The following is a 21,533-nucleotide window of genomic DNA, read 5'->3' as shown; positions in this document are numbered from 1 at the left end:
TTATGAAGTCGATGCGTGTTTTTGGTGCCATGGCAGCTGCCGGTATGGCTATTGGCCTGACGTCCTGCGGGGATGAGGTGGAAGCGCCGGCAGAAGAGGCCATCGGCGATTGTGCGCCTGGCATTACCGTGACAGGCGGCTGGCTGGCGCTTCCCGCTGTCTCTGGAAATCCGGCAGCCGTGTATTTCACGATCGCAAACGAAAATGCGGATCAGGTGACTATTCGTTCGGCCGACGTTCTTGGCGCGGAGAGTGCAATGCTCCATGAAACGTCTGAATGGAGCGGTGAAATGGACATGCAGGAACTGTTCACCCAGCCGGTGTTGGCAGGTGAGACGATCACTTTCGAGCCCGGCGGTAAACATGTGATGGCGTTCGGCATGGGCGAAGGCACAGAACCTGGCGGAGAGACTGAAACTACGCTGACTTTCGTCGGCGGAGACAAATGCAGCTTCCCGGTTACAGCCTATCCCGCCGGTGAAGATCCGCGAGAAGCGGCTGGCGAGGGTTGACGGTCAGCGGGGCGCTTTCCTGCCCCATCGGTGGGGAGCGCCCGCTCAGTGCGGGCGAAATCAGCCTTGCGCGCACGATTTTTGGCACCGCAATCGATTACGCGCCAGTCAAGATCCGTCGCCGCAAATGGGCATTCTTCCAGCCGAAAGGCGTGACCATGGCTCCGCGGGGACACATCCACTTTCACCCTCAGGGGAACGCCTATTGCGATGATTTCGCTGGCGTGCCGCTTCGGCGGCAGGCGCATTTCATCCATGAGATGACACATGTTTGGCAGACCCAGACACGCGGAGATTGGTATCTGGTGCTGAACCGGATGCCATGGGCGCGATATGATTATTCACTAAAGCCCGGTTGGCAATTGCAACAGTACGGCATTGAACAGCAGGCCCGCATTGTGGAACATGCCTTCCTGCTGCGCAACGGCATGATGCTGCCAGGTGTGGCCAATGCCGAACCCTACGCGGTTCTGGTCAGCTTCCCCGGGGCAACGACATGACCGATTTCGAATTCATATTCGTTCTTTACGCACTTATTCTGGGCCTTTCGCTGGTTGAGCTTCTGAGCGGTTTGGGCCGCACATTGGAACTTGAATTCGCGCGTGATGCAGAAGGCGCAGAAGACAGCTTTAAAATCGGTTGGCTGACGCCGCTGATGGCGATTTTCGTGATGCTGGACCTGATGTCCTTCTGGATGTTTGCATGGACGATCCGCCCACTGGTTAGCGTGTCCCCGATAATGCTGCTTGGGGTAATGGCATTTGCCAGCGCCTATTATCTCGCCGCGCGGCTGGTATTTCCCAGCGATCCCGATCGTTTTCGCAAGCTGGATACACATTACTTTCGCGTATCGCGTACGATTTTCGGCATTCTGCTTGCGCTGGTCTTTGTCCAATGGGCCTATTTGCTATCGATACCGGCTGTCCGGGATGCAGTCCTTTCGCCCGTTGCGATCAGTGTGACCGTGCTGTTTGTGGTGATGATGGCGGCGGCGATGATTTTTCGAAATCGCCACGTACAGGCAGTCTTGCTGGTTGCCCTGAGTGCGAGATATCTGGCGTTGTACCTGTCTTGAAGCGTAGCTGGCACGACAATCATCAAGGTGATGGCCGAGCAGCCGCCGCCAAAACCAACATCGTCATTGCGGCTGTACGCGTTTGCTTTAAAGCCTGACACACCCAAAGGGGGGGAATTGAAATGAACAAGTCACTTTTCGCGGCGTCAGCAATTTCGCTGTGCCTGACCACTGCTGCCGCACAGGCGCAGGATACAAATGCCAACGCGACGTATGAAACAGTAACGCTTTCGGGCGGGTTCACGCCGGACCCTTATCCTATAGATGTGTATTCTGGCGGAACGACAGATGCAGGCAACATTGGCTGCGATGGCTTTATTGCCAACGCGCCTGATGTCCGTCTCAATTTCACGGCCGGCGCTCTTCCTTTGATCATTTCCGCAACTTCGTCGGAAGACACCACTCTGGTGGTAAATGCGCCCGACGGACAATGGTATTGCGACGATGATTCCGGCAACGGCTTTGATCCAGAAGTAAGCTTCAACTCACCGATGTCCGGTCGATATGAAGTATGGGTTGGTACATTTGGCAACACCGGTTCGCATGCAGCTCGTGTCAACATTTCAGAACTTTATTCGTCTTCGTCCGGTTCCGTCAGCAATCAGTCTGCCGTTATTCCGGATGTTAGCGCCAACCCGAATTACCAGACCGCCTCGCTTTCGGGCGGCTTCACGCCCGATCCCTATGTCGTTTACGTATCGTCTGGCGGGTCAATCCCGGCCTCGAATATAAGCCCTGAATGTGCGGGATATGTTTCGATGGCACCCGATGTTCGATTGAACTTCAGCCCCGGTTCGCTACCGCTGTTCATCACGTCTGAATCGTCTGCCGACACTACGCTGGTGGTCAATGCGCCGGACGGCCAATGGTATTGTGATGATGATAGCGGGGACGGAATGAACCCTCTTATCACTTTTGATAGGCCTCTGAACGGACGATACGAGATTTGGGTGGGTACATTCGGCGACACCAGCTCGAGCCAGGCCTCACTTCGGATATCGGAGATCGATGCCGGGTTCGAGGTGCAGGCCCCGCCGCCACGCCCGCAGCCCAATTACAGGCCGGCACCGCCACGCCCGCAGGCGAACTACAAGCCAGCCCCGCAACCGGCTCCGCAGCCCATCTTCCGTCCAGCCCCGCAGCCCGTCCAGCCCGCAGGACCGGATATAAATGCGAGCCCGATTTATGAGGATGTAAGGCTTTCTAGCGGCTTCACGCCCGACCCTTATGTGGTGCGAATGTCATCGGGCGGCACCAATGATGCATCCAGATTAAGTTCTGCCTGTGACGGATTTATCGCCACTTCGCCGGATGTGCGGCTGACATTTGATGCTGGTTCACTTCCGCTGATCATTTCGGCGACCTCTATGGCGGACACGACTCTCGTCATCAATGCTCCCAACGGCCAGTGGTATTGCAACGATGATGGCGGGCAAGGCATGAACCCGAGCGTCCGGTTCCAGACCCCGCTTTCAGGTCGTTACGAGATTTGGGTTGGCACCTATGGGGAATCCAACAGCCATGCCGCAGAATTGAATATTTCAGAGCTTTACAGCCAGTAAGCATTCAATAATTGACAGAAAAAAGGCGGGGCCTCGCGGTCCCGCCTTTTTCGTTTCAATCGGTAACCGCGCCTATTCGGGCTTTTTGGCTATACCCACCATGCTGGGGCGCAGCAGGCGATCGCGGATCATGTAACCGGCCTGCATTTCCTGCACAATCGTGCCCGGTTCGTCATCATCGGTCGGGATTTCCATCATTGCCTGATGCTGGTTCGGATCAAGTGGCATGCCCATGGCGGCGATGCGGCTGATGCCGTGCTGTTCAAAAGCCTTTTCCATTTCCCGCTGGGTTGCCTGTATGCCGGCCACCAGCCCTTTGAATTTGGAATCCTCGCGCAGATCTTCTGGGATAGCGTCGATTGCGCGTGTCAAATTGTCTGCAACGCTCAGGATATCGCGGGCGAAGCCGGTCGCGGCGTAACTGCGCGCGTCGGTAATATCCTTTTCCATTCGGCGGCGTACGTTTTGCGTGTCTGCCTTGGCGTAAAGGACGTCCTGCTTGGCCTTTTCCAGCTCTTCACGCAGGGCAGCCAGCTCTTCAGCTGCCGTGTCCTCATCCCCGGCATCGTCATCATCCTCATCACTGAGGAATTCCTCCGGTACGCCATCAAGCTCTTTTGCAATTTCGGTATCGACCGCGTCGTCGCGGTTCTTATCGGTGTCTGTCATTTCTTCCTGTCTAACCAATTCGCTTGCCCAATGATCGGGCTGTGAAATCCACCATGGGCACGACGCGCGCGTAATTCAACCGCGTCGGGCCTATCACGCCCAGCACTCCCACAACCTTGCCTTCCCGGTCACGGTACGGCGCGGCTATTACCGATGAACCGGAGAGAGCAAAAAGCCGGTTTTCCGCACCGATAAAAATGCGCGCTGATTCGGCTTCTCGTGCACTATCGAGCAGTTGTGCGACCGATTGCTTGTTTTCCAAATCGTCAAGCAATGACCGCACTCGCTCGATATCGCCCAGTGCTGCGTCATCCAACAGATTGGCCTGCCCCCGCACGATCAACACGGGACGCCTTGCAGAATCTTCGCTCCAGACCGCAATGCCCGCTTCGACGAGATGGCTGGAAACATCATCCAGCTTGCTTTTGCCGGAAGCGATTTCGGATTGCATCGCCCGCGCCGCTTCTGCCAGCGTTCGTCCGGCGAGCCGGGCGGTGACATAATTGCCGGCCTCCTGCATGGCGCTGGCAGAAATTCCGGGACCAAGTTCCAGTACACGGTTTTCGACATGGCCATCCTCTCCCACCAGAACGGCCAGCGCGCGCGTTTCGTCCAACGGCACGAGTCGCATCTGAGCCAAGGTCGGCTCGCGGCGAGGTACCATGACCATTCCCGCTGCGCCCGATATGTTGGAGAGAATGGCGCTGGTCTTTTCGAGGGCAGCCTCAATCGGACCGGGCGCGGATAGCTGCTGCTCGATCGCTGCGCGCTCTTCCCGTGTGGGTTCGGCGACTTGCATGATGCCATCGACAAACATCCGCAACCCGCTTTCGGTCGGCATTCGGCCTGCACTTGTATGCGGGGCGGCCAGCAGGCCTAGCTGTTCCAACTCGCTGAGGACCGAACGGATTGAGGCAGATGAAAGATTTACGGCCTCATGTTGCGCCAACGCCTTGGAGCCCACCGGCAGCCCGCTTGCCAAATAGTCTTCCACGACGAGGCGAAAAATGTCGCGTGCGCGGTCTGTCAGCTCTGTGATCGGGGGCGATGCCATGGGACCTTTATGGTGTCCGCACAGCGGTGTTGCAATCATGACGGATGCAACCATTTCCGATCTTCGTTGGCTCCCACCAGTTATGCAACCGGCAGTTTCTCTCGCGCGCGGCAAATGTCGTCGCTGCGATCAGACAAGCCGGATTGGCGTCAGCCCATGTGCAAATTCATCCGCGCGCCGGTCCCGCCGCCATGATGCCAGGTCACGCTTACACCCGGCATGTATGCGCTCAGGCTGACGGCAAACTGGCTCGCCATCACTGGAGGCTTCATCGGGAAAACCTCCGCCATAGCGCTTGATAGTATGCCGGATTAGCTTATGCCGCGCCGCATTCCAAAGGAGTTTACCAATGCGACCATCAGGCCGCGCGCCAGACGAAATGCGCGCTATTACAATAGAAACAGCCTTCACAAAGCACGCCGAAGGGTCCTGCCTCATCAGCTTTGGCGATACCCGAGTGCTGTGCACTGCCAGCGTTGAACGGTCGGTTCCGCCGTGGATGCGCAACAAAGGTACAGGCTGGGTGACTGGTGAATATTCCATGCTGCCGCGTTCCACGCATACGCGCAGCAGCCGAGAGGCCGCTCGCGGCAAGCAGAGCGGGCGTACGCAGGAAATTCAACGGCTTATCGGTCGTTCCTTGCGCGCGGTAGTCGATATGCAGAAACTGGGTGAGCGGCAAATTACGCTCGATTGCGATGTTATCCAGGCCGATGGCGGTACGCGAACGGCGTCCATTACGGGCGCGTGGATTGCACTGCGACTCGCGGTGAACAAACTCATGGAAGAAGGTGCAATCAAGGAAGATCCGATCACGGCCAAAATCGCTGCGATTTCCTGCGGTATCTTTCAGGGGACGCCGGTCCTCGATCTCGATTATGATGAGGATTCCAACGCCGATGCGGACGCGAATTTTGTCTTGATCGAAGGCGGCCAAATCGCTGAAGTGCAAGCGACTGCCGAAGGTGCGACATATGACGAAGAAGGCCTTCTGCGCTTGCTTCGTCTTGCCCAGATGGGCTGTGCAGACATCTTCAAGGCACAGGAAGAGGCGACCAAATAATGCGAAAGCTGGGCGGCGGAAAACTTGTGATTGCCACGCATAATGCGGGCAAGCTGAAGGAAATCTCCGCCCTGCTTGCGCCTTTCGGGCTTGGTTGCATATCAGCCGGATCGCTCGGTCTGCCAGAACCGCCGGAGACTGGAAAAACCTTCGTTGCCAACGCGCTGATCAAGGCGCGCGCGGCGGCGGCGGCTTCCGGCCTGCCGGCGCTGGCGGACGATAGCGGACTGTCAGTGGCCGCGCTTGACGGGCGGCCCGGTGTCTACACTGCCGATTGGGCGGAGCGTCAGTGGTTTGAAGGGGAGCCGGGGCGTGATTGGTATATGGCAATGGGAAAGGTCGAAGGCCTGTTGCAAGGCAAGGGGCCGAATGCTTCGCGTGATGCCTGGTTCTCCTGCGTCCTCGCAATCGCGTGGCCTGACGGTGAGTACGCGGTTTATGAAGGTCGTGTGGATGGAACTTTGACCTGGCCACCGCGCGGCGAGATGGGTTTCGGATATGACCCGGTGTTTGTGCCGCAGGATAGCGAACTGACGTTTGCGGAAATCGCGCCTGAAGAAAAACACGCGATCAGCCACCGCGCCGATGCGTTCGCGAAACTTGTCGCGGATCAGTTCTCGGCCTGACGCCTAAGGCGCGGCACCTAATACACTGGCCGATCATAGGTGTTGCCTGCGGGCCAATAGCGACAGACCAGGAAATCATTTTCATCGTTGCGCGCCACCGCGCAGCCGACTTCACGGGTCTCGCGCCAGATGACTTGTGTGTAATGGCCGACATCGCTCCACTGTCCGGTTGTCGAGACATTGGGAAATGTGCCGCGGCGGAAGTACCGCCGCTCGTCCACGAATGACCCGATCATTACATCTGCGCCGAAATAACCTGCCGAACCCATCCACAGGTTCTCACCTGCCTGCGCCCGCTGTTCGTGTGTAGAATGGCGCATGCGGCCTTCTTGCGCGAGCTGTTCGGCCCAAGATTGCGCTTGGCGAGCGAGTCGTTGGCTCCACTCAAGGCGCGGGACACCTACATTATCCCGGGCGTCGTTGTGGTTTTCGAGCAGCTGTTCGGCAAAGGTGTTTGTTTCCGGACGCTCGGCCTGCGCAGCAATCGGAGCGAACAATCCGGCGAGACCAGCACATGCGACTGTGAGAATACGACCCTTTTCCATGGCTGCATCTTGACTTGCAGGCGTTAACGGAGCCTGAAACCCGACATGGCCCGAGCCCTTTATATCCATTGGCCCTTTTGCCTAGCCAAATGCCCCTATTGTGATTTCAATTCGCATGTTCGCGGCAGCGTCGACGCTGATTTGTGGCAGCGCAGCTTGCTTGCGGAACTACGACATGAAGCGGCGATCTCTGGCGGCGAACCTCTGGATTCGGTGTTTTTCGGAGGGGGGACGCCTTCCTTGATGCCGCCTGCTTTGGTCAGCGCCTTGCTGCAAGAGGCGGAAAAGCTGTGGGGTTTTTCGCCTAGTATCGAGATCACGCTGGAGGCCAATCCGTCCTCTGTTGAGGCGGCCAAGTTTGCCGATCTTGCCACTGCGGGCGTCAATCGCGTCTCGCTCGGTCTGCAATCTCTGGACGATACGGCGCTCAAATTCCTCGGCAGACTTCACGGGGCTCAAGAGGGTCTAAAGGCACTTGAGACAGCCCAAGCGGCGTTTAGCCGGGTCAGTTTCGACCTGATCTATGCCCTCCCCGGCCACACTGCAGTGTCGTGGGAACACGAGCTGCGCCGCGCGCTGAGTTTCGGCACCGGCCACCTCTCGCTATACCAATTGACGATCGAACCGGGGACGCGATTTGAATCGATGGTGCGGCGGAAGGAATTCACGCCACTGGATGACGATGAGGCAGCGGACCTGTTTGCGATAACCCGCGAACTCACCGACGCGGCGGGATTGCCGCCTTACGAAATCAGCAATCATGCACGGCTCGGTGAGGAAAGCCGTCACAACCTTACCTATTGGCGATACGAAGATTATGGCGGCATTGGGCCGGGGGCGCACGGACGGCGCGGCGGTATGGCGACGACGCGGCACAAGAAGCCGGAGAACTGGCTATCCGCTGTCGAGCGCAACGGTTCCGGTTTGCAGGAAGAGCGCGAGTTGGGGGTTGCTGAGCAGGCCTCTGAAGCGCTGCTGATGGGGCTGCGCCTCGCAGAGGGGATCGATCTTGATCGCCTATCGGCGCGTTTCGCCATGCCGGAAAACGCGCTTCTGGATTTGCGCGAGGTGGAACGCCACCAAGAACTTGGCTTCGTATGGCGAGAGGGTTCGCGCCTCGGTGTGACAGAGGCTGGAATGCCGCTCCTCGATGCGTTGTTGGCGCGTCTGGTGGCAGACGATCTTGTAACAGCATGAGCGAGACCGGCGATATCATCGATCAATGGCGCGAACATCTCGCCATCGCCCGGCGACGATCACCGCATACCGTGCGAGCCTATGTCGCTACGGCGGCAAGGCTGCTGGAATATCGCCATATAAAAAGCTGGCAGCAAGTCGCGGACCTGTCCACGCGGGACCTGCGGGGCCACCTTGCCGAAAGGCGTGCCGAGGGAATCGGCAATGTCTCTGCTGCGCGCGAATTGTCCGCGCTCAAAAGCTTTGTCACCCATGCCCGCGATCTGACCGGTGCCGAGCCGGGGGCTGCGCCGCGTATCAGGGGGCCGCGCATAAAGAAGGGCCTGCCCCGCCCCATCACTCCCGATGAAGCGACCAACATGGTGTCGACCGTAGCGGAAAGCGCAGCCGAAGACTGGGCGGGCCTCCGCGATTCGGCTGTGCTGCTGCTGATGTACGGCGCAGGCCTGCGTATTGCGGAGGCGCTCTCGCTCAAGGCAAGTGACTTGCCGCTGGGGGAGACACTGGTGGTGACCGGCAAAGGCAACAAGCAGCGCGTTGTCCCGCTGCTCCCTGTCGTGCGTGATGCCGTGGCGGCTTACGTTGCAGAATGTCCATTTGAGGTAAGCGGGGACGCACCGATCTTTCGAGGTGTAAAAGGCGGCCCGCTCAGTCAGGGCATCGTTCAAAAGGCGATGGCAAGAGCGCGGCGGGCACTTGGTCTGCCCGATACAGCGACGCCCCACGCTCTGCGCCACTCGTTCGCCACTCACCTCCTCGGTTCGGGCGCGGATTTGCGTAGCCTGCAGGAATTGCTTGGCCATGCGAGCCTTGGTTCGACGCAAATCTACACTCAGGTCGATGCGGCGAAGATGCTGGAGGCGTACCGTTCTGCCCACCCGCGAGAGGATGGCTAGTCCGCGCCCCGATTTGCGCGCGGCACAAAGGTGAACACTCTCCATAGGTACCCGGCAATGGTCAGCACGACCAAGCCAGCGATTATCCACCCGATGATTTCCTGTGAATCCGCCAGATAGTGCCCAAGCCATTCACCGCCCTTGATCAACAACGCGTTCCAGATCAGCGATCCGGCAAAAGTGTAGCCGAGAAATTTCAGTTTGGGCATGTGCGCCAGTCCCGCTGGTAGCGAGATGATCGTGCGCAGGAACGGGCTGAACCGCAGGAAGAAGACCACCCAATGTCCGCGCTGCACAAAAAACACCTGTGCCTTGGCGATGTGTTCCCAATCAACGGTCAGCCAGCGCCCCCATCGGTCGACAAAAGGTTCAAGCCGTTCATATCCCCACTTGTCACCGATCCAGTACCACGCATAATTGCCCACCGTGGTGCCAGCGGTTCCGATCAGGAGCAACGGCCAGAAATCCATGACGCCGCGCTGTACCAGCAGACCGCCAACGCCCATGATGACCTCGCTCGGCACAGGCGGAATGACATTTTCCAGTATCATGAGCAGGAAAATACCGAAGTACCCCCCGCGCTCGATCAGGTCGATAATGAGAGTATCCATGGAGAGCTAATGCGCGGAAGGGTTAGTCTTTCCCCATTTCAGCATGTCGGCGCTCCAGCGCGTCCCAGATCATGCCTGCCGTGTCGGTCCCGTTGAACTTGTCGATCGCAACAATTCCTGTGGGCGAAGTCACATTGATCTCGGTCAGCCATTCACCGCCGATCACATCAATGCCGACGAATGTCAGGCCGCGCCGCTTCAGATCCGGTCCCATGGCGTCACAGATTTCCTGCTCCCGCTCAGTCAGCTGAGTTGCCTCTGCCGATCCGCCTTGCGCAAGGTTGGAGCGAAACTCTCCCGCGCCCGGCCTGCGGTTGATCGCGCCAGCAATTTCGCCATCAATCAGAACGATACGCTTGTCTCCTTCCGATACGCTGGGCAAGAACGGCTGCACCATATGCGCCTCCGGCCAGGTCTGGTTGAAAACCTCGAATAGGGCAGAGATGTTCGTGCCATCGGCATCGATCCTGAAAATTGCCTTGCCGCCGTTGCCATGCAGCGGTTTGACCACCACCGCACCATGTTCGGCTTGAAAATCGCGCACATCATCCAGCACGCGGGTGATGAGCGTTGGCGGCATAAAGTGCGCATAGTCCAGGACGTACATTTTCTCTGGTGCATTCACGACTTCGCGCGGATCGTTGCTGACCAGCGTTTTGCCCTTCAGCCGGTCCAGCAACAGGGCTGAACTGATGTAGCCAAGATGAAACGGCGGGTCCTGCCGCATCAGGATAACGTCAATGTCCTTGCCAAGGTCGATCTTTGCCAAGGCACCTGCGTCGAAATGATTGCCCTCCACGCGCTGCACGGTAACCGGCCGCGCCCAGGCGCAGACCTTGCCGTCCTGCCAGGAAAGCGTTTTGACGTCATAGTGCCACACCGAATGCCCGCGATCCTGCGCCGCCAGCATCAGGGCAAAACTGGAGTCTCCGGCGATATTGATACTTTCAAGCGGGTCCATCTGGACGGCGACACGTAGCGACATGTTGGTTTCCTTAAGGCATCCAGGCATTTTCGATGTGGCGAGGCGGCGCGCCGGGCGCAAGGAGGATTACGTCTACCCGCAAGTCCTCGCCATCTTGCGCATACTCATGCGCAACCGCTTCGGCAGCGGCGGCGACGCGGCGCAGGCGGTATTCGTCTATTGCGTGATCGAGATCGGCGGGTTTGGCGCGCCATTTCACTTCGACAAAAGCTATCAGGCTATCTCGGCGGGCAATCAAATCGACTTCGCCGGATTTGACCTTCACGCGGCGGGCAAGAATTTCCCAGCCTTGCGCTTCAAGCCAATCGGCTGCCTCATCCTCAGCCTTCCGGCCGCGCGCCTCTGCTGCCTGGCGCTTCATTCGCCTTTCAGCTCCATCGCGCGGGCATATAGCACCTTGCGGTCCAGCCCGGTTGCCTTGGCAACTTGTGCAACGGCTTTTGATGCCTTTTCGGTTTCCAGCAGTTCGCGCAGCATGGCATCAGAATCATCAACGCTGGTCTCCACCTCTGGCGGCGGTCCTACAAGAAGGACGATCTCTCCGCGTGGCGGGTGCGCGGTGTAATGCGCGATCAGTTCCTGCGCGCTGCCAGTGCGGCATTCCTCGTAAATTTTCGTCAATTCCCGTGCGACCGCGACCTCGCGGCCGGGCAGCACTTCGTCGATCACGGCAAGGCTTTTGGTCAGACGCGGGGCAGTATCAAAGAAGATCAACGTCGTGCGAATATCGGCCAGTTCGGCCAGCATATCGCGCCGGGCCTTGTCCTTGTTGGGCAGGAATCCTGCAAACATGAAGCGATCATTGGGCAGGCCTGAAAGCGCCAATGCAGTTAGCGGAGCATTCGCCCCCGGCAGTGCGGTTATCGGAATTTCCGCAGCTTTCGCGTCCTTTACCAACCGATATCCGGGATCGGACACCAGCGGCATTCCTGCATCGCTAACCAACGCGACAGCACGGTCGCGCATGGATTGAACAAGGCGGGCGCGATCATTTGGGGCGGAATGATCATCATAGCGCCACAGCGGCTTAGAGATGCCCAGATGACGGATCAATTTCTGCGTGACACGCGTATCCTCGCAGGCAATCCCGTCGCACCGCGCAAGGATATCCTTTGCTCGCACGGTGATGTCGCCAAGATTGCCAATCGGCGTGGCAACTATATAGAGGCCGGGAGAAAGAGGGTCGCCGTCATGGGTCACGCGCGCCTCTTGAACGAAACATAGCGGAGACGGCAAGCATGTTCGGTAATTTGAAGCGCCTCCTTGTGGTGGGCCTGGGCAGTATCGCCCTGGCTGGCTGTGCGGTTATTCCCAATGCAGATGGCAATATGGCAGGCAATGCGCCGCCTGTTGCCGATGCCCCGGTCGCTGGTCCCAGCGCTGGTGTATTGCCAACTGATACAGAGCGGCACAGGGTTGCGCTGCTGGTGCCTTTGTCAGGTGCGAATGCAGATGTCGGTCAGGCGATCGCCAATGCGACCACCATGGCGCTGCTTGATACGGGTGCGGAAAACCTGCGCATCACCACATATGATACCGCTGGCGGAGCGGGCGCCGCCGCCAGTCGCGCGATCAATGATGGAAATCGACTGATCCTCGGCCCGTTGTTGCGCGACAATGTTGGCGATGTGCTGGCTCAGGCGCGTCCGGCCGATGTGCCGCTGCTGACCTTCTCCAACGATACCACCGTCGCACGCAACGATGTGTTTGTCATGGGCCATATCCCTGACCAATCAGTAGAACGGACAGTGGAATTCGCGATATCGCAGGGTGCCCGCAATTTCGGTGCCCTCGCTCCGCGCGGCGATTATGGCAACCGCGCGCTTGCCGCACTGGACCGCGCTGCGACTGCGCATGGCGGCACTGTAGTTTCAGTGGAACGGTATGACCGCGGCAATACGTCAATTCTCAGCGCAGCGGACAGGCTTTCCCAGACAGGCGGTTTTGACACTGTCCTGATCGCCGATGGGGCGCGGCTTTCGGCAATGGCTGCCGGCCGTTTGAAAAGCGCCGGTAATGCGCTGCCTTCGTTGATTGGAACCGAACTGTGGAGCCGCGAAGACGAACTCACCAGTACAGCTGCAATGCGCGGCGCATGGTTCTCTGCCATTCCCGACGAACGTTATCGCCAATTCTCAGAAAGCTATAGCGCGCGTTTTGGCAGTCAGCCGTTCCGCATCGCCACGCTTGGCTATGATGCGGTGTTGCTCACCTTGCGCCTGACGCGCGATTGGCGACCTGGCCGGAATCTTCCGGCAAACCTGCTTACCGACGAAGGTGGTTTTCTCGGGCTGGACGGCCCGTTCCGGTTCGGTGCCAACGGTATTGGTGAACGCGCGTTCGAGGTGCGGCAGGTGGGCAATGGCGCTTTCACAGTTGTGGATGCTGCCCCAACCGGCTTCTAGGTCGGATAACCGCTTCAGATTGCTTGTGGTCCGGGATTCCCCGGGCCTATAGCATCAGCTATGAGCGACGATCTGTTTGAAAAAATGCCGTCCAGTGGCGGCGACTATGATTCCTCCTCCATCGAAGTGTTGGAGGGGCTTGAGCCTGTCCGGCGCAGACCCGGGATGTATATTGGCGGCACTGATGACCGTGCGCTGCATCATCTCGCCGCTGAAGTTCTCGACAATTCCATGGATGAGGCCGTGGCAGGACACGCCAACCGGATCGAGATGTATCTGGAAGAAGGCAACCGGCTCACCATCACCGACAATGGCCGCGGTATGCCAATTGACGAGCATCCGAAGTTTCCCGGCAAATCGACGCTGGAAGTTATCATGACCACGCTGCATTCTGGCGGCAAGTTCTCCGGCAAAGCCTATGCTACCAGCGGCGGCTTGCACGGCGTTGGCGTGTCGGTTGTGAACGCGCTCTCCAGTCTCACCCGGGTCGAAGTGGCGCGCAACAAGGAAGTGTACGCGCAGGAGTTTTCCCAGGGCCTGCCGCTGGGCAAGATGACCAAGATCGGTGACACCCCCAATCGCCGCGGCACCAGCGTCACCTTCATCCCCGACACAGAGATTTTCGGCGACCGCAAGTTCAAGCCCGCACGCCTGTTCAAACTGGCCCGGTCCAAGGCCTATCTGTTTGCCGGCGTCGAAATACGCTGGAAATGCGTGCCGTCGCTGGCATCTGAAGATGTGCCGGAAGAGGCCGTATTTCAATTCCCCGGCGGGCTCGCCGATCATTTGAGAGAAGAGGTCGGCTCGCGTGAGTGCGTCACGGCGGAGTTCTTCACCGGCACTCAGGATTTTCCGGAGGAAAGCGGCCGTGTGGAATGGGCCATCGCCTGGCCGCTGTGGTCCGATGGCGCGACCAGCTGGTATTGCAACACTGTGCCAACGCCCGATGGCGGCACGCATGAAGCGGGCCTGCGCGCAGCGCTGACGAAAGGCCTGCGAGCTTTCGGCGATCTGACCGGGGTCAAGAAAGCGAAGGATCTGACTGCCGACGACGTAATGACCGGCGCAGAGATCATGCTCAGCGTTTTTATCCGGGATCCGCAATTCCAAAGCCAGACCAAGGACCGGCTCACCAGCCCGGAAGCAGCGCGGCTTGTAGAGAATGCCGTGCGTGACCGGTTTGACCAATATCTGACCGACAACATGGAACGCGGCAAAGCGCTGCTCGGCTCCGTCATGGAACGGATGGAGGAACGGCTGAAGCGCAAGCAGGAACGCGAAATCAAGCGCAAGACTGCCACCAATGCGAAGAAGCTGCGCCTGCCCGGCAAGCTGACGGACTGCAGCGGCGAAACCGATGGCGAGACGGAGCTGTTCATTGTCGAAGGGGATTCCGCAGGCGGTAGCGCCAAACAGGCGCGCAACCGGAAAACGCAGGCGATCCTGCCTATCCGCGGCAAGATCCTGAACGTTGCCAGCGCCACCAATGACAAGATCCGCGCCAACAGCGAAATCGCCGATCTCTCGTTGGCGTTGGGATGCGGCACCCGCAAGGATTGCGACGCGGAAAATCTGCGTTACGACCGCGTCGTGATCATGACGGATGCTGACGTCGACGGGGCGCATATCGCAACGTTGCTGATGACATTCTTCTTTCAGGAAATGCCCGATCTGGTGCGCAAGGGGCACCTCTATCTCGCGCAGCCCCCACTGTATCGCCTGACCGCTGGTAAAGAGAGCCTTTATGCCCGTGATGATGCTCATCGAGCAGAAATCGAGGCTAACGAATTCAAAGGCAAAAAGGTCGAAGTCAGCCGGTTCAAGGGGCTTGGCGAAATGAACCCGGGTCAATTGCGCGAAACCACGATGGCGCCGGAAACACGCAGCCTGATCCGCATTACCCTGCCGGAACAGAACGAACAGCGTTTTGCGGTCAAGGAACTGGTCGAACAGCTGATGGGCCGAAATCCGGAACACCGTTTCAATTTCATCCAGAATCGCGCTGGCGAAATTGATCGCGACATGATCGATGCGTGATCGGGAGCACCAACGCTAGATCGATTGCTACGCCCCGGCTTCGGTCAATGTGGATTTGCTGGTGTCCAGGAAATGTGCCCGATCAACCCGGTGCCGATTGACCGGCCGCCCATATGACCTTCATGTGGGCATCCTGTTTAACGGAGTCCCGCCAATGTACCGCGTTATGCTTGCCCTGCCCGCCCTTATGCTCTCGCCAGCCGTGGCTCACGCGCAAGACGAGCAGGAAACGGCTGCGCCGGTGTCTTCGCAATTGGCGCAACGTGCCGAGAACATTATCGCAGCGATGCGCGAAGAAATGGCGTATGATGCAGTGTTTGCGCAGTCATTCCGCGATCAGGTTCCGGAGGAACAATTTCGCAGCATTAACGCGCAGTTACAGGCGCAATTTGGCCCATTGATCGGGCTGGAAACTATCAATCCCGTTTCCGATAATGCGGCCGAGCTTAACATCCGGTTTGAACGCGGGCGTGCCGATACCGTCATTCAGCTTGAGCCTGCCGAACCCAATTATGTCTTTGGCTTTCTGATCAGGGGTGTCGAGCCGGTCAATGATACTACGCAATCAGTCGAAGAAGCTTTGGCGGCCCTACCCGGCAATGTGAGCCTGCTGGCGACCCGATTGGATGGCAGCGACCCTATCATTTCCTACAACGCGGATACTCCGTTGGGGCTTGGGTCGGCCTTCAAGCTGTATGTCCTGTCCGCCTTGAACCAGTCAATCGCTGCCGGAGAACACAGCTGGGACGATATCGTGCCGCTGTCGCAAAGCAGTTTCCCGAGCGGCATTCTGCAGGAATGGCCGGAGGGTTCGCCGGTAACGCTCCATACGCTGGCGACATTGATGATCTCCATCAGCGACAACACGGCAACCGATCAATTGATCGCTGTGCTGGGCCGAGACGCAATCGAGGCGGAAATCGCTGCATCGGGGCATTCTGATCCGGCCCGAATGCAGCCCTTCATGAATACACGCGAATTGTTCGTCCTGAAATCCGGCGGGCCAGAGGGCATAGACGGATTTCGCGATGCCGCACCCGATGACCGTCGGCGATTGCTTGAGGCATTGGGCACCATGATCCCTTCCGAAAACGATATCATGGCGGCATTTTCAAACGGCCCCAATGCCATTGATATTGAATGGTTTGCATCAGCAAATGACATCGCTGCGATATTCGAACGCCTGCGTTCGACGCAAGATCGCATTGCGCTGGGCATCATGGGCGTCAATCCTGCTGTGCCCGATAGTGAACTGACCCATTGGGACTATGTCGGATTCAAGGGCGGGTCGGAGCCGGGCGTACTGAATTTCAGCTATCTGCTGCAGGACACAGAAGGAAATTGGTCGGTTGTGACAATGGGCTGGAACAATCCGGATGCGGAGGTCGATCAGCAGCAGTTCAATCTGATCGCCATGCGCGCAATCGCACTTGTGCGGTGATGGGTGTCCGCCGCTGAATGCTTGATACCGTCCCGCGATGGGTCGGTGCATCCGGATCAACGCATCCGTTTCACCGCAGAAGGGCTGACGCGCCTTGGGCCGGATTTGGAAAAGCTGGAGGGATCGTAAGTGCAAACTGAAGAACAGCGCAGCGGCCGGCGCAAGGTTACATGGATCGTGCTTGGCCTGATAGCGGCGACTGCCATGGCTGTGTTTGGCGGGATGATGCTCGGCGAATTTGCCGGGCTTTCGCAAGGTGAAGTGAAAGCGGTCAGTTCGTCAGGCGAGGTTGCATCCACAGTGTCTTCGGGTTTGAATGATCCATCCCCGAACGTGGAGGAAGCTTTGCCCGTGGCCGATGAGCTGCCCGCGATATCCATCGCAACTTCACTTTCGCCAAGCAGCGGTGTGCGGGCGATCGGCGCCGGACAATGGATCGGGCAGGATGATTTGCCGCGCGAGTTGTTCCGCGGCGAAACTGTTAGCGGAATGATAGCCGCCTATCTGACTGTGCGTCCCGAAGGCTCCGTCTCGGCATGCACAGTGAGCAATAGCAGTGAAGTAGATCCTGCGCGTTTCCTGCGCCCTGCTGCTGTCGGGGTTTGCCGCGCTTTGCGTGAACGTGCCCAGTTTGAACCTTTCGCAAACCAGCCAGGTTCTACGCCAATCGCAAGGCCTGTGATTGTCACCGCGGACCAGCAGGATAAGCAGCAAGGCGAAGTACCTCCGACGGATGCCGAAACGCAAATGTCGGTGGAACCCCAGGCGGCCCAGCGAGAGGTCCTCGTGCGCGTGGTTTTCCGCACAGACAATGGACCGGCTTCTTCCGCCTCAATTGAGTGATTCTACGAGCGCGTTGCGCCCAGATAAAGCCAGTCGCCCTTGCCGAGCCAATTGCCGATAATTGCAACCGGTGCGAACAGCGCAGCATACGCGAGCATCTTCGGGCTGGCTTTCCAGCTTTGCGGCGTTCCAAACGTGTATGCCAGATCAATTGCCGTGTGCCGCGCGCCCGCGACCGTGAAGCCCGCTTTTTCCACCATGGCTGTCAACGTTGCCTGGGAGAACTGGAACAAATGGTGCGGCGGTTCCGGATGCGGCCAGTAATCGAGGGTTTTCGCCAGTGGATACGATGCTTTCGGAAACAGCCCGTCGATGTCGGGCGTGGACTGGAGAAGTAGGCCGCCGGGCTTGATCAGGCGGCGGATTGCGACCAGCTCGCCTGCCGGATCAGGCAGATGTTCGATCACGTCAAACAGGGTGACGACGTCGAAACTCCCGTCCGCGTAACCCGCATCGCGCCAATCGCCGTGATGGACATGAAGCCCGAACTCACCGCGCGCAAAAGCAGATGTTTCAGGCGATAACTCTGCGCCGAAAGTCTCCATTCCCGCTGAACGGGCAGTATCCAGAAAGATACCGGAAGAGCACCCGATATCGAGTACTTTCAGGCCTGCAAGATCGGTGCGGAAGTGACGCATCATCGCGAGGTGCTGTTCCGCAATGGCGCTTTGCGTGGCAAATTCCTGAGAAGAGCGGTCCAGCAGCCGATCGTGATAGGAGGAACTGGCCGTGTAGATCGCCTTGATACCCTGCTGGTCCGGCGGGTTGGCGATATAGGCCAGATCACAATCCTGGCAGCGCACCAGATCATAGTCGCGTTTTGCAAACAGGTGCCTATGGCGGTTTGACCCGCACAGATTGCATCTGACAGGCGCGCTGGTTGCCGCATTTATGGGTAGGCACTTGCTCATGCCGCGTGCCTAACGCGAAATCCCCAAAATTCAGGTTAATTGGCGTAAGACCGCTTAGTAAAGCAGCAGGTCCGCCACCGTTTCGCGCCAGCTTGCTTCATCGGGAACAGCAAGGGCCTCCAGATCAGACGGCTTCGCCCCGTTGTCATCCACCCATTCACGCAACGACGGCCCGCCATTGATGACATCGATGGCAAGCACATCATTGGTATATTCGTATTTGAAGTCCGTTCCACGCCACAGGGGATAGTGAGGGTAAAGCGCGCGGATAGCTTTGAACGCGAGCGCCTGCAAACGCCATGGGCGGAAGGCATTGTGATCGTAAAACGGCCCCTCCGCATGTATCATCAGGGCATTGCACAGCGTGCCAGCATGTTTGTGGAAGGTCGGTTCAAACCAGCAATCGCGCAAGGCGCAGCCGGCCATCCACTCTGGCGCGATCTGATGCATTTTCGCCAACACCGCTTTCGCATCCACATCGGGCGCGCCAAACAGCACTTCCAGTGGCCGGGTGGTTCCTCTCCCTTCGCTCAAGGTTGCGCCTTCCAGCATTACCGTACCGGCATAGGCGCGCGCCATATTGAGGTTCGCTGCGTTGGGGCTTGGATTGATCCAGATGCGATTTTCAGGCCAGCCGAAGCCCGGCCCCTCTGGCAACCAATGATGCATGGAGATGACCCGGTAATCGACATCCAGGTTGAAATGCCGGACAAACCACTGGCCCATTTCGCCAAGCGTCAGTCCGTGGCGCATCGGCATGGCGGCGGCGCCGACAAAGCTTTCCTGTCCCGGTTGCAGCAGAGTGCCTTCAACCGGACGGCCCGCCGGATTGGGCCGATCGAGTACCCAAACGCTCTTGCCGTGCTTTTCCGCTTCCTCAAGCAGATACAGCAACGTGGTGACAAAGGTGTAGATGCGGCAGCCAAGGTCCTGAAGATCAAACAGAAAAACGTCGGCGCTCGACATCATTTGACCGCTGGGACGGCGGACTTCGCCATACAGCGAAAAAACCGGTATGCCGTAGACGGGATCAGTCTCGTCCACGGTTTCCACCATATTGTCCTGCTTATCGCCCTTCAGGCCGTGTTGCGGCCCGAATGCGCTAGTGACGTTAACACCTGCTGCAATCAAGGCATCCAGACTGTGGGTGAGATCCGCAGTAACCGACGCAGGGTGCGCGACAAGCGCAACACGCTTGCCTTCGAGTGGTTTCCTCAGCTCGGGCTCGGCCAGCAGCCGGTCAATTCCAAATTTCATGCCGCCCGGGTTCGCGCAAGTCCGGCTGTGAAGCAAGCAGGATCGTGAAAATCTGGCTGATCCTTGGTGTGGGTCAGCGCCCAGTAGCTTTTCACGCCGCCAGTCTCTTCCAGAACCGCACAAAGTCCGATGGCGCACGGCGGGCCGGGCAGTTGCACGCGTGGCAGCGCGGCATCGAAGATTGCGATGGACTGGCCGCTGCGCATCACACAATCCGGTTCCCGGGAGAAGTCCCTTTGACGCATACCGTCGCGGTAATCATCGAAATCATAGGCCGCCCAGCGTTCCGAAGGCGACATGTTGAATTCACTATACGCCGGGGTCCCATCCTTGGGCATGATGAACAGTTCAAAGCATGTGGTCTGCCACAGCTCGTCCGCCCGGCCGCGCCCTGCAAACGGGGGAATGACCAGTTTATCAGGCCCATCGATGCGCCAGCGCACGCGCATCCACGCGTCTGTCATGGAAAGTATGCGCGCTTCCACACGGCGGATGGAAAGCGGCGGATGGGCGGCGTGCGCCACCAGTTCATGCGTTTGCAAGCAGAGATCCTCGTGCTAGCGCCGTCGTCGCAAAAAAGAGGCTCCTGTATCCTGCGATGACGACTTATAATTCTGATCTGCTCCGACTGCTGAATGAACGCGGTCATGTCCATCAAGTTACCGATGCTGTGGGACTGGACGCCCTAGCCGCGCGGCAAACCGTGACTGCATATGTGGGATTCGATCCCACCGCCCCATCGCTGCACATCGGTAACCTCGCATCGATCATGCTTCTGCGGCGCGTGCAGCAGGCCGGCCACCGCCCCATCGTGATCATGGGCGGCGGAACTGCCAAGGTGGGCGATCCAAGCGGGAAGGATGAGACCCGGCAGATGCTGACGGACGCTGTCCTGGCGTCCAACATCGCGTCAATCCGCAGCAGCTTCGAGCGGATATTGCGCTTCGACCAGAGTGATACCGGCGCACTCCTGATTAACAACGATGATTGGCTGAGCAAGCTGGGCTATGTCGAATTGCTGCGCGATGTCGGCAAGCACTTCACAATCAATCGAATGCTCACTTTCGACTCGGTGAAGCTGCGGTTGGATCGCGAACAGCCGCTTACATTTCTCGAATTCAATTACATGATCCTGCAGGCTTATGACTTCATGAAGCTGGCTCGGGAGTACAATTGCCAGTTACAGCTTGGCGGCAGTGACCAGTGGGGAAACATCGTAAACGGGATCGAATTGACCCGCCGCATGGATGGCAAGGAAGTGTTCGGCCTGACCGCCCCGCTCATCACTCGCGCCGATGGCTCCAAGATGGGCAAGTCGGTATCGGGCGCAATTTGGCTTAATGAGGCACAATTGCCCGGATATGACTTCTGGCAATATTGGCGAAATACGGACGACCGTGACGTGGGCCGCTTCCTGAAGCTTTTCACCGATTTGCCACTTGATGAAATCGCCCGCCTTGAATCGCTCGAGGGTAGCGAGATCAACGAGGCCAAGATTGTGCTGGCCGACGAAGTGACAAAACTTGTGCGCGGAGAGGATGCAGCAAAGTCCGCGCGAGCAACGGCGGAGCAGACTTTTGCAGGCGGCGGCATGGGCGAGGATTTGCCGGTACTGGATATTCCGCCAGATGGTATTCGCATCGGTGCTGCGCTGACTGCGCTTGGCTTCACAGCTTCCAACGGGGAGGCAAAGCGCAAGATCGCAGAAGGCGCGGTCAAGCTTGATGACACAGCGATCGACGATCCGGGCTTCTTGATAGAGGCACCTGCGGGCGGCGAGGAACTGCGCCTGAGCCTTGGGAAGAAACGCCACGCTATTCTGCGAAAAGGCTGATTTTACAAAA

24 protein-coding genes are annotated in these 21,533 nt (G+C 58.4%); 13 read left to right on the top strand and 11 right to left on the bottom strand.

The features are described from left to right. Window positions 1-2: 2 nt before the first annotated feature. The 4 genes from AB731_RS07170 to AB731_RS14125 all read left to right on the top strand — a co-directional run bounded on the left by AB731_RS07170 (window position 3) and on the right by AB731_RS14125 (window position 3,149). The gene (locus AB731_RS07170) at window positions 3-512 is read left to right on the top strand and encodes a copper chaperone PCu(A)C (protein WP_047093693.1); all 510 of its coding nucleotides are present in this window, start codon (window positions 3-5) and stop codon (window positions 510-512) included. Beyond that, entirely contained in the window at window positions 509-1,012 is a 504-nt protein-coding gene (locus AB731_RS07165; protein ID WP_231638877.1) for a vgr related protein, read from the top strand. The genes AB731_RS07170 and AB731_RS07165 overlap by 4 nt, the downstream gene beginning before the upstream one ends. After that, the gene (locus AB731_RS07160) at window positions 1,009-1,587 is read left to right on the top strand and encodes a hypothetical protein (RefSeq protein WP_047093694.1); all 579 of its coding nucleotides are present in this window, start codon (window positions 1,009-1,011) and stop codon (window positions 1,585-1,587) included. Before AB731_RS07165 ends, AB731_RS07160 begins: the two co-directional genes overlap by 4 nt. A gap of 122 nt (window positions 1,588-1,709) precedes the next feature. Next, a complete protein-coding gene (locus tag AB731_RS14125) occupies window positions 1,710-3,149 on the top strand; it encodes a hypothetical protein (RefSeq protein WP_064971819.1) in 1,440 nt (479 codons plus the stop codon). A 72-nt stretch (window positions 3,150-3,221) separates the two neighbouring features. Here the strand turns inward: AB731_RS14125 and grpE are convergent, their stop codons facing one another. From grpE to AB731_RS14310, 3 genes are all read right to left on the bottom strand, one after another. After that, window positions 3,222-3,818, bottom strand: a complete 597-nt coding sequence (grpE, locus tag AB731_RS07150) for a nucleotide exchange factor GrpE (RefSeq protein ID WP_047093695.1) — start codon at window positions 3,816-3,818, stop codon at window positions 3,222-3,224. Window positions 3,819-3,828: 10 nt separating this feature from the next. Continuing rightward, on the bottom strand, window positions 3,829-4,872 hold the full coding sequence (hrcA, locus tag AB731_RS07145; RefSeq protein WP_047093943.1) for a heat-inducible transcriptional repressor HrcA: 1,044 nt from the start codon (window positions 4,870-4,872) through the stop codon (window positions 3,829-3,831). A 149-nt stretch (window positions 4,873-5,021) separates the two neighbouring features. Further along, on the bottom strand, window positions 5,022-5,144 hold the full coding sequence (locus AB731_RS14310) for a hypothetical protein (protein ID WP_269429513.1): 123 nt from the start codon (window positions 5,142-5,144) through the stop codon (window positions 5,022-5,024). Between the two features lie 77 nt (window positions 5,145-5,221). Here AB731_RS14310 and rph point away from each other — a divergent pair, with 77 nt between their 5' ends. Together rph and rdgB are read left to right on the top strand one after the other, a co-directional pair. Next, the gene (gene rph, locus AB731_RS07140; RefSeq protein ID WP_047093697.1) at window positions 5,222-5,935 is read left to right on the top strand and encodes a ribonuclease PH; all 714 of its coding nucleotides are present in this window, start codon (window positions 5,222-5,224) and stop codon (window positions 5,933-5,935) included. Next, window positions 5,935-6,561 (top strand): RdgB/HAM1 family non-canonical purine NTP pyrophosphatase, encoded by a 627-nt coding sequence (gene rdgB / locus AB731_RS07135; RefSeq protein ID WP_407921641.1) that lies wholly within the window; start codon window positions 5,935-5,937, stop codon window positions 6,559-6,561. The genes rph and rdgB overlap by 1 nt, the downstream gene beginning before the upstream one ends. A 17-nt stretch (window positions 6,562-6,578) precedes the next feature. Here the strand turns inward: rdgB and AB731_RS07130 are convergent, their stop codons facing one another. After that, on the bottom strand, window positions 6,579-7,175 hold the full coding sequence (locus AB731_RS07130; RefSeq protein WP_231638876.1) for a CAP domain-containing protein: 597 nt from the start codon (window positions 7,173-7,175) through the stop codon (window positions 6,579-6,581). On the opposite strand from AB731_RS07130, the gene hemW reads away from it, so the two are divergent. Further along, complete coding sequence (hemW, locus tag AB731_RS07125; RefSeq protein WP_047093699.1) at window positions 7,152-8,303, top strand: radical SAM family heme chaperone HemW; 1,152 nt, start codon at window positions 7,152-7,154, stop codon at window positions 8,301-8,303. The genes AB731_RS07130 and hemW overlap by 24 nt on opposite strands. Continuing rightward, complete coding sequence (locus AB731_RS07120) at window positions 8,300-9,199, top strand: tyrosine recombinase XerC (protein ID WP_047093700.1); 900 nt, start codon at window positions 8,300-8,302, stop codon at window positions 9,197-9,199. The genes hemW and AB731_RS07120 overlap by 4 nt, the downstream gene beginning before the upstream one ends. Here AB731_RS07120 and AB731_RS07115 read toward each other — a convergent pair. The 4 genes from AB731_RS07115 to rsmI are packed head-to-tail and all read right to left on the bottom strand — an operon-like array spanning window position 9,196 to window position 11,995. Further along, window positions 9,196-9,810 (bottom strand): DedA family protein, encoded by a 615-nt coding sequence (locus AB731_RS07115; protein WP_047093701.1) that lies wholly within the window; start codon window positions 9,808-9,810, stop codon window positions 9,196-9,198. The genes AB731_RS07120 and AB731_RS07115 overlap by 4 nt on opposite strands. 22 nt (window positions 9,811-9,832) lie before the next feature. Beyond that, the gene (gene gshB / locus AB731_RS07110) at window positions 9,833-10,795 is read right to left on the bottom strand and encodes a glutathione synthase (RefSeq protein WP_047093702.1); all 963 of its coding nucleotides are present in this window, start codon (window positions 10,793-10,795) and stop codon (window positions 9,833-9,835) included. 10 nt (window positions 10,796-10,805) lie between these two features. Next, on the bottom strand, window positions 10,806-11,156 hold the full coding sequence (locus AB731_RS07105) for a YraN family protein (protein ID WP_047093703.1): 351 nt from the start codon (window positions 11,154-11,156) through the stop codon (window positions 10,806-10,808). Beyond that, window positions 11,153-11,995, bottom strand: coding sequence for a 16S rRNA (cytidine(1402)-2'-O)-methyltransferase (gene rsmI / locus AB731_RS07100; RefSeq protein WP_047093704.1), 843 nt, complete (start codon window positions 11,993-11,995; stop codon window positions 11,153-11,155). Before rsmI ends, AB731_RS07105 begins: the two co-directional genes overlap by 4 nt. 38 nt (window positions 11,996-12,033) lie before the next feature. On the opposite strand from rsmI, the gene AB731_RS07095 reads away from it, so the two are divergent. From AB731_RS07095 to AB731_RS07080, 4 genes are all read left to right on the top strand, one after another. Beyond that, window positions 12,034-13,200 (top strand): penicillin-binding protein activator, encoded by a 1,167-nt coding sequence (locus AB731_RS07095; protein ID WP_047093705.1) that lies wholly within the window; start codon window positions 12,034-12,036, stop codon window positions 13,198-13,200. Between the two features lie 60 nt (window positions 13,201-13,260). Continuing rightward, window positions 13,261-15,237 (top strand): DNA topoisomerase IV subunit B, encoded by a 1,977-nt coding sequence (gene parE / locus AB731_RS07090; RefSeq protein ID WP_047093706.1) that lies wholly within the window; start codon window positions 13,261-13,263, stop codon window positions 15,235-15,237. A 154-nt stretch (window positions 15,238-15,391) separates the two neighbouring features. Beyond that, complete coding sequence (locus AB731_RS07085; protein WP_047093707.1) at window positions 15,392-16,678, top strand: serine hydrolase; 1,287 nt, start codon at window positions 15,392-15,394, stop codon at window positions 16,676-16,678. Between the two features lie 129 nt (window positions 16,679-16,807). After that, window positions 16,808-17,521, top strand: coding sequence for a hypothetical protein (locus AB731_RS07080; protein ID WP_047093708.1), 714 nt, complete (start codon window positions 16,808-16,810; stop codon window positions 17,519-17,521). Between the two features lie 2 nt (window positions 17,522-17,523). On the opposite strand, the gene AB731_RS07075 is transcribed toward AB731_RS07080, so the two are convergent. From AB731_RS07075 to AB731_RS07065, 3 genes are read right to left on the bottom strand one after another with little or no spacing between them, the layout of a single operon-like run. After that, window positions 17,524-18,432 carry a class I SAM-dependent methyltransferase gene (locus tag AB731_RS07075; RefSeq protein ID WP_047093709.1) on the bottom strand — a complete coding sequence of 303 codons (909 nt, stop codon included), beginning with the start codon at window positions 18,430-18,432 and terminating at the stop codon, window positions 17,524-17,526. Between the two features lie 54 nt (window positions 18,433-18,486). After that, window positions 18,487-19,689 carry an exo-beta-N-acetylmuramidase NamZ family protein gene (locus AB731_RS07070; protein WP_047093710.1) on the bottom strand — a complete coding sequence of 401 codons (1,203 nt, stop codon included), beginning with the start codon at window positions 19,687-19,689 and terminating at the stop codon, window positions 18,487-18,489. Beyond that, window positions 19,686-20,231, bottom strand: a complete 546-nt coding sequence (locus AB731_RS07065) for a DOMON-like domain-containing protein (RefSeq protein ID WP_047093711.1) — start codon at window positions 20,229-20,231, stop codon at window positions 19,686-19,688. The genes AB731_RS07070 and AB731_RS07065 overlap by 4 nt, the downstream gene beginning before the upstream one ends. Before the next feature lie 56 nt (window positions 20,232-20,287). Here AB731_RS07065 and tyrS point away from each other — a divergent pair, with 56 nt between their 5' ends. Beyond that, complete coding sequence (gene tyrS, locus AB731_RS07060) at window positions 20,288-21,523, top strand: tyrosine--tRNA ligase (protein WP_047093712.1); 1,236 nt, start codon at window positions 20,288-20,290, stop codon at window positions 21,521-21,523. The last annotated feature ends 10 nt before the right edge of the window (window positions 21,524-21,533 follow it).

This window comes from Aurantiacibacter marinus (genome assembly GCF_001021555.1).
Lineage (GTDB): Bacteria > Pseudomonadota > Alphaproteobacteria > Sphingomonadales > Sphingomonadaceae > Alteraurantiacibacter > Alteraurantiacibacter marinus.
Note: the sequence above shows the minus strand (reverse complement) of the source record. Positions and strands in the feature narration are given on the sequence as shown.

Bases quoted from the DNA above. Each gene is read 5' to 3' on its own strand.
- grpE (WP_047093695.1), bottom strand. From the start codon at position 3,818: ATGACAGACACCGATAAGAACCGCGACGACGCGGTCGATACCGAAATT.
- rph (WP_047093697.1), top strand. From the start codon at position 5,222: ATGCGACCATCAGGCCGCGCGCCAGACGAAATGCGCGCTATTACAATA.
- AB731_RS07105 (WP_047093703.1), bottom strand. From the start codon at position 11,156: ATGAAGCGCCAGGCAGCAGAGGCGCGCGGCCGGAAGGCTGAGGATGAG.
- AB731_RS07070 (WP_047093710.1), bottom strand. From the start codon at position 19,689: ATGAAATTTGGAATTGACCGGCTGCTGGCCGAGCCCGAGCTGAGGAAA.
- AB731_RS07120 (WP_047093700.1), top strand. From the start codon at position 8,300: ATGAGCGAGACCGGCGATATCATCGATCAATGGCGCGAACATCTCGCC.
- tyrS (WP_047093712.1), top strand. From the start codon at position 20,288: ATGACGACTTATAATTCTGATCTGCTCCGACTGCTGAATGAACGCGGT.
- gshB (WP_047093702.1), bottom strand. From the start codon at position 10,795: ATGTCGCTACGTGTCGCCGTCCAGATGGACCCGCTTGAAAGTATCAAT.
- AB731_RS07085 (WP_047093707.1), top strand. From the start codon at position 15,392: ATGTACCGCGTTATGCTTGCCCTGCCCGCCCTTATGCTCTCGCCAGCC.
- parE (WP_047093706.1), top strand. From the start codon at position 13,261: ATGAGCGACGATCTGTTTGAAAAAATGCCGTCCAGTGGCGGCGACTAT.
- AB731_RS07115 (WP_047093701.1), bottom strand. From the start codon at position 9,810: ATGGATACTCTCATTATCGACCTGATCGAGCGCGGGGGGTACTTCGGT.
- AB731_RS07075 (WP_047093709.1), bottom strand. From the start codon at position 18,432: ATGAGCAAGTGCCTACCCATAAATGCGGCAACCAGCGCGCCTGTCAGA.
- AB731_RS07170 (WP_047093693.1), top strand. From the start codon at position 3: ATGAAGTCGATGCGTGTTTTTGGTGCCATGGCAGCTGCCGGTATGGCT.
- rdgB (WP_407921641.1), top strand. From the start codon at position 5,935: ATGCGAAAGCTGGGCGGCGGAAAACTTGTGATTGCCACGCATAATGCG.
- hemW (WP_047093699.1), top strand. From the start codon at position 7,152: ATGGCCCGAGCCCTTTATATCCATTGGCCCTTTTGCCTAGCCAAATGC.
- hrcA (WP_047093943.1), bottom strand. From the start codon at position 4,872: ATGGCATCGCCCCCGATCACAGAGCTGACAGACCGCGCACGCGACATT.
- AB731_RS07130 (WP_231638876.1), bottom strand. From the start codon at position 7,175: ATGGATATAAAGGGCTCGGGCCATGTCGGGTTTCAGGCTCCGTTAACG.
- AB731_RS07095 (WP_047093705.1), top strand. From the start codon at position 12,034: ATGTTCGGTAATTTGAAGCGCCTCCTTGTGGTGGGCCTGGGCAGTATC.
- AB731_RS14310 (WP_269429513.1), bottom strand. From the start codon at position 5,144: ATGAAGCCTCCAGTGATGGCGAGCCAGTTTGCCGTCAGCCTGAGCGCA.
- AB731_RS07160 (WP_047093694.1), top strand. From the start codon at position 1,009: ATGACCGATTTCGAATTCATATTCGTTCTTTACGCACTTATTCTGGGC.
- AB731_RS14125 (WP_064971819.1), top strand. From the start codon at position 1,710: ATGAACAAGTCACTTTTCGCGGCGTCAGCAATTTCGCTGTGCCTGACC.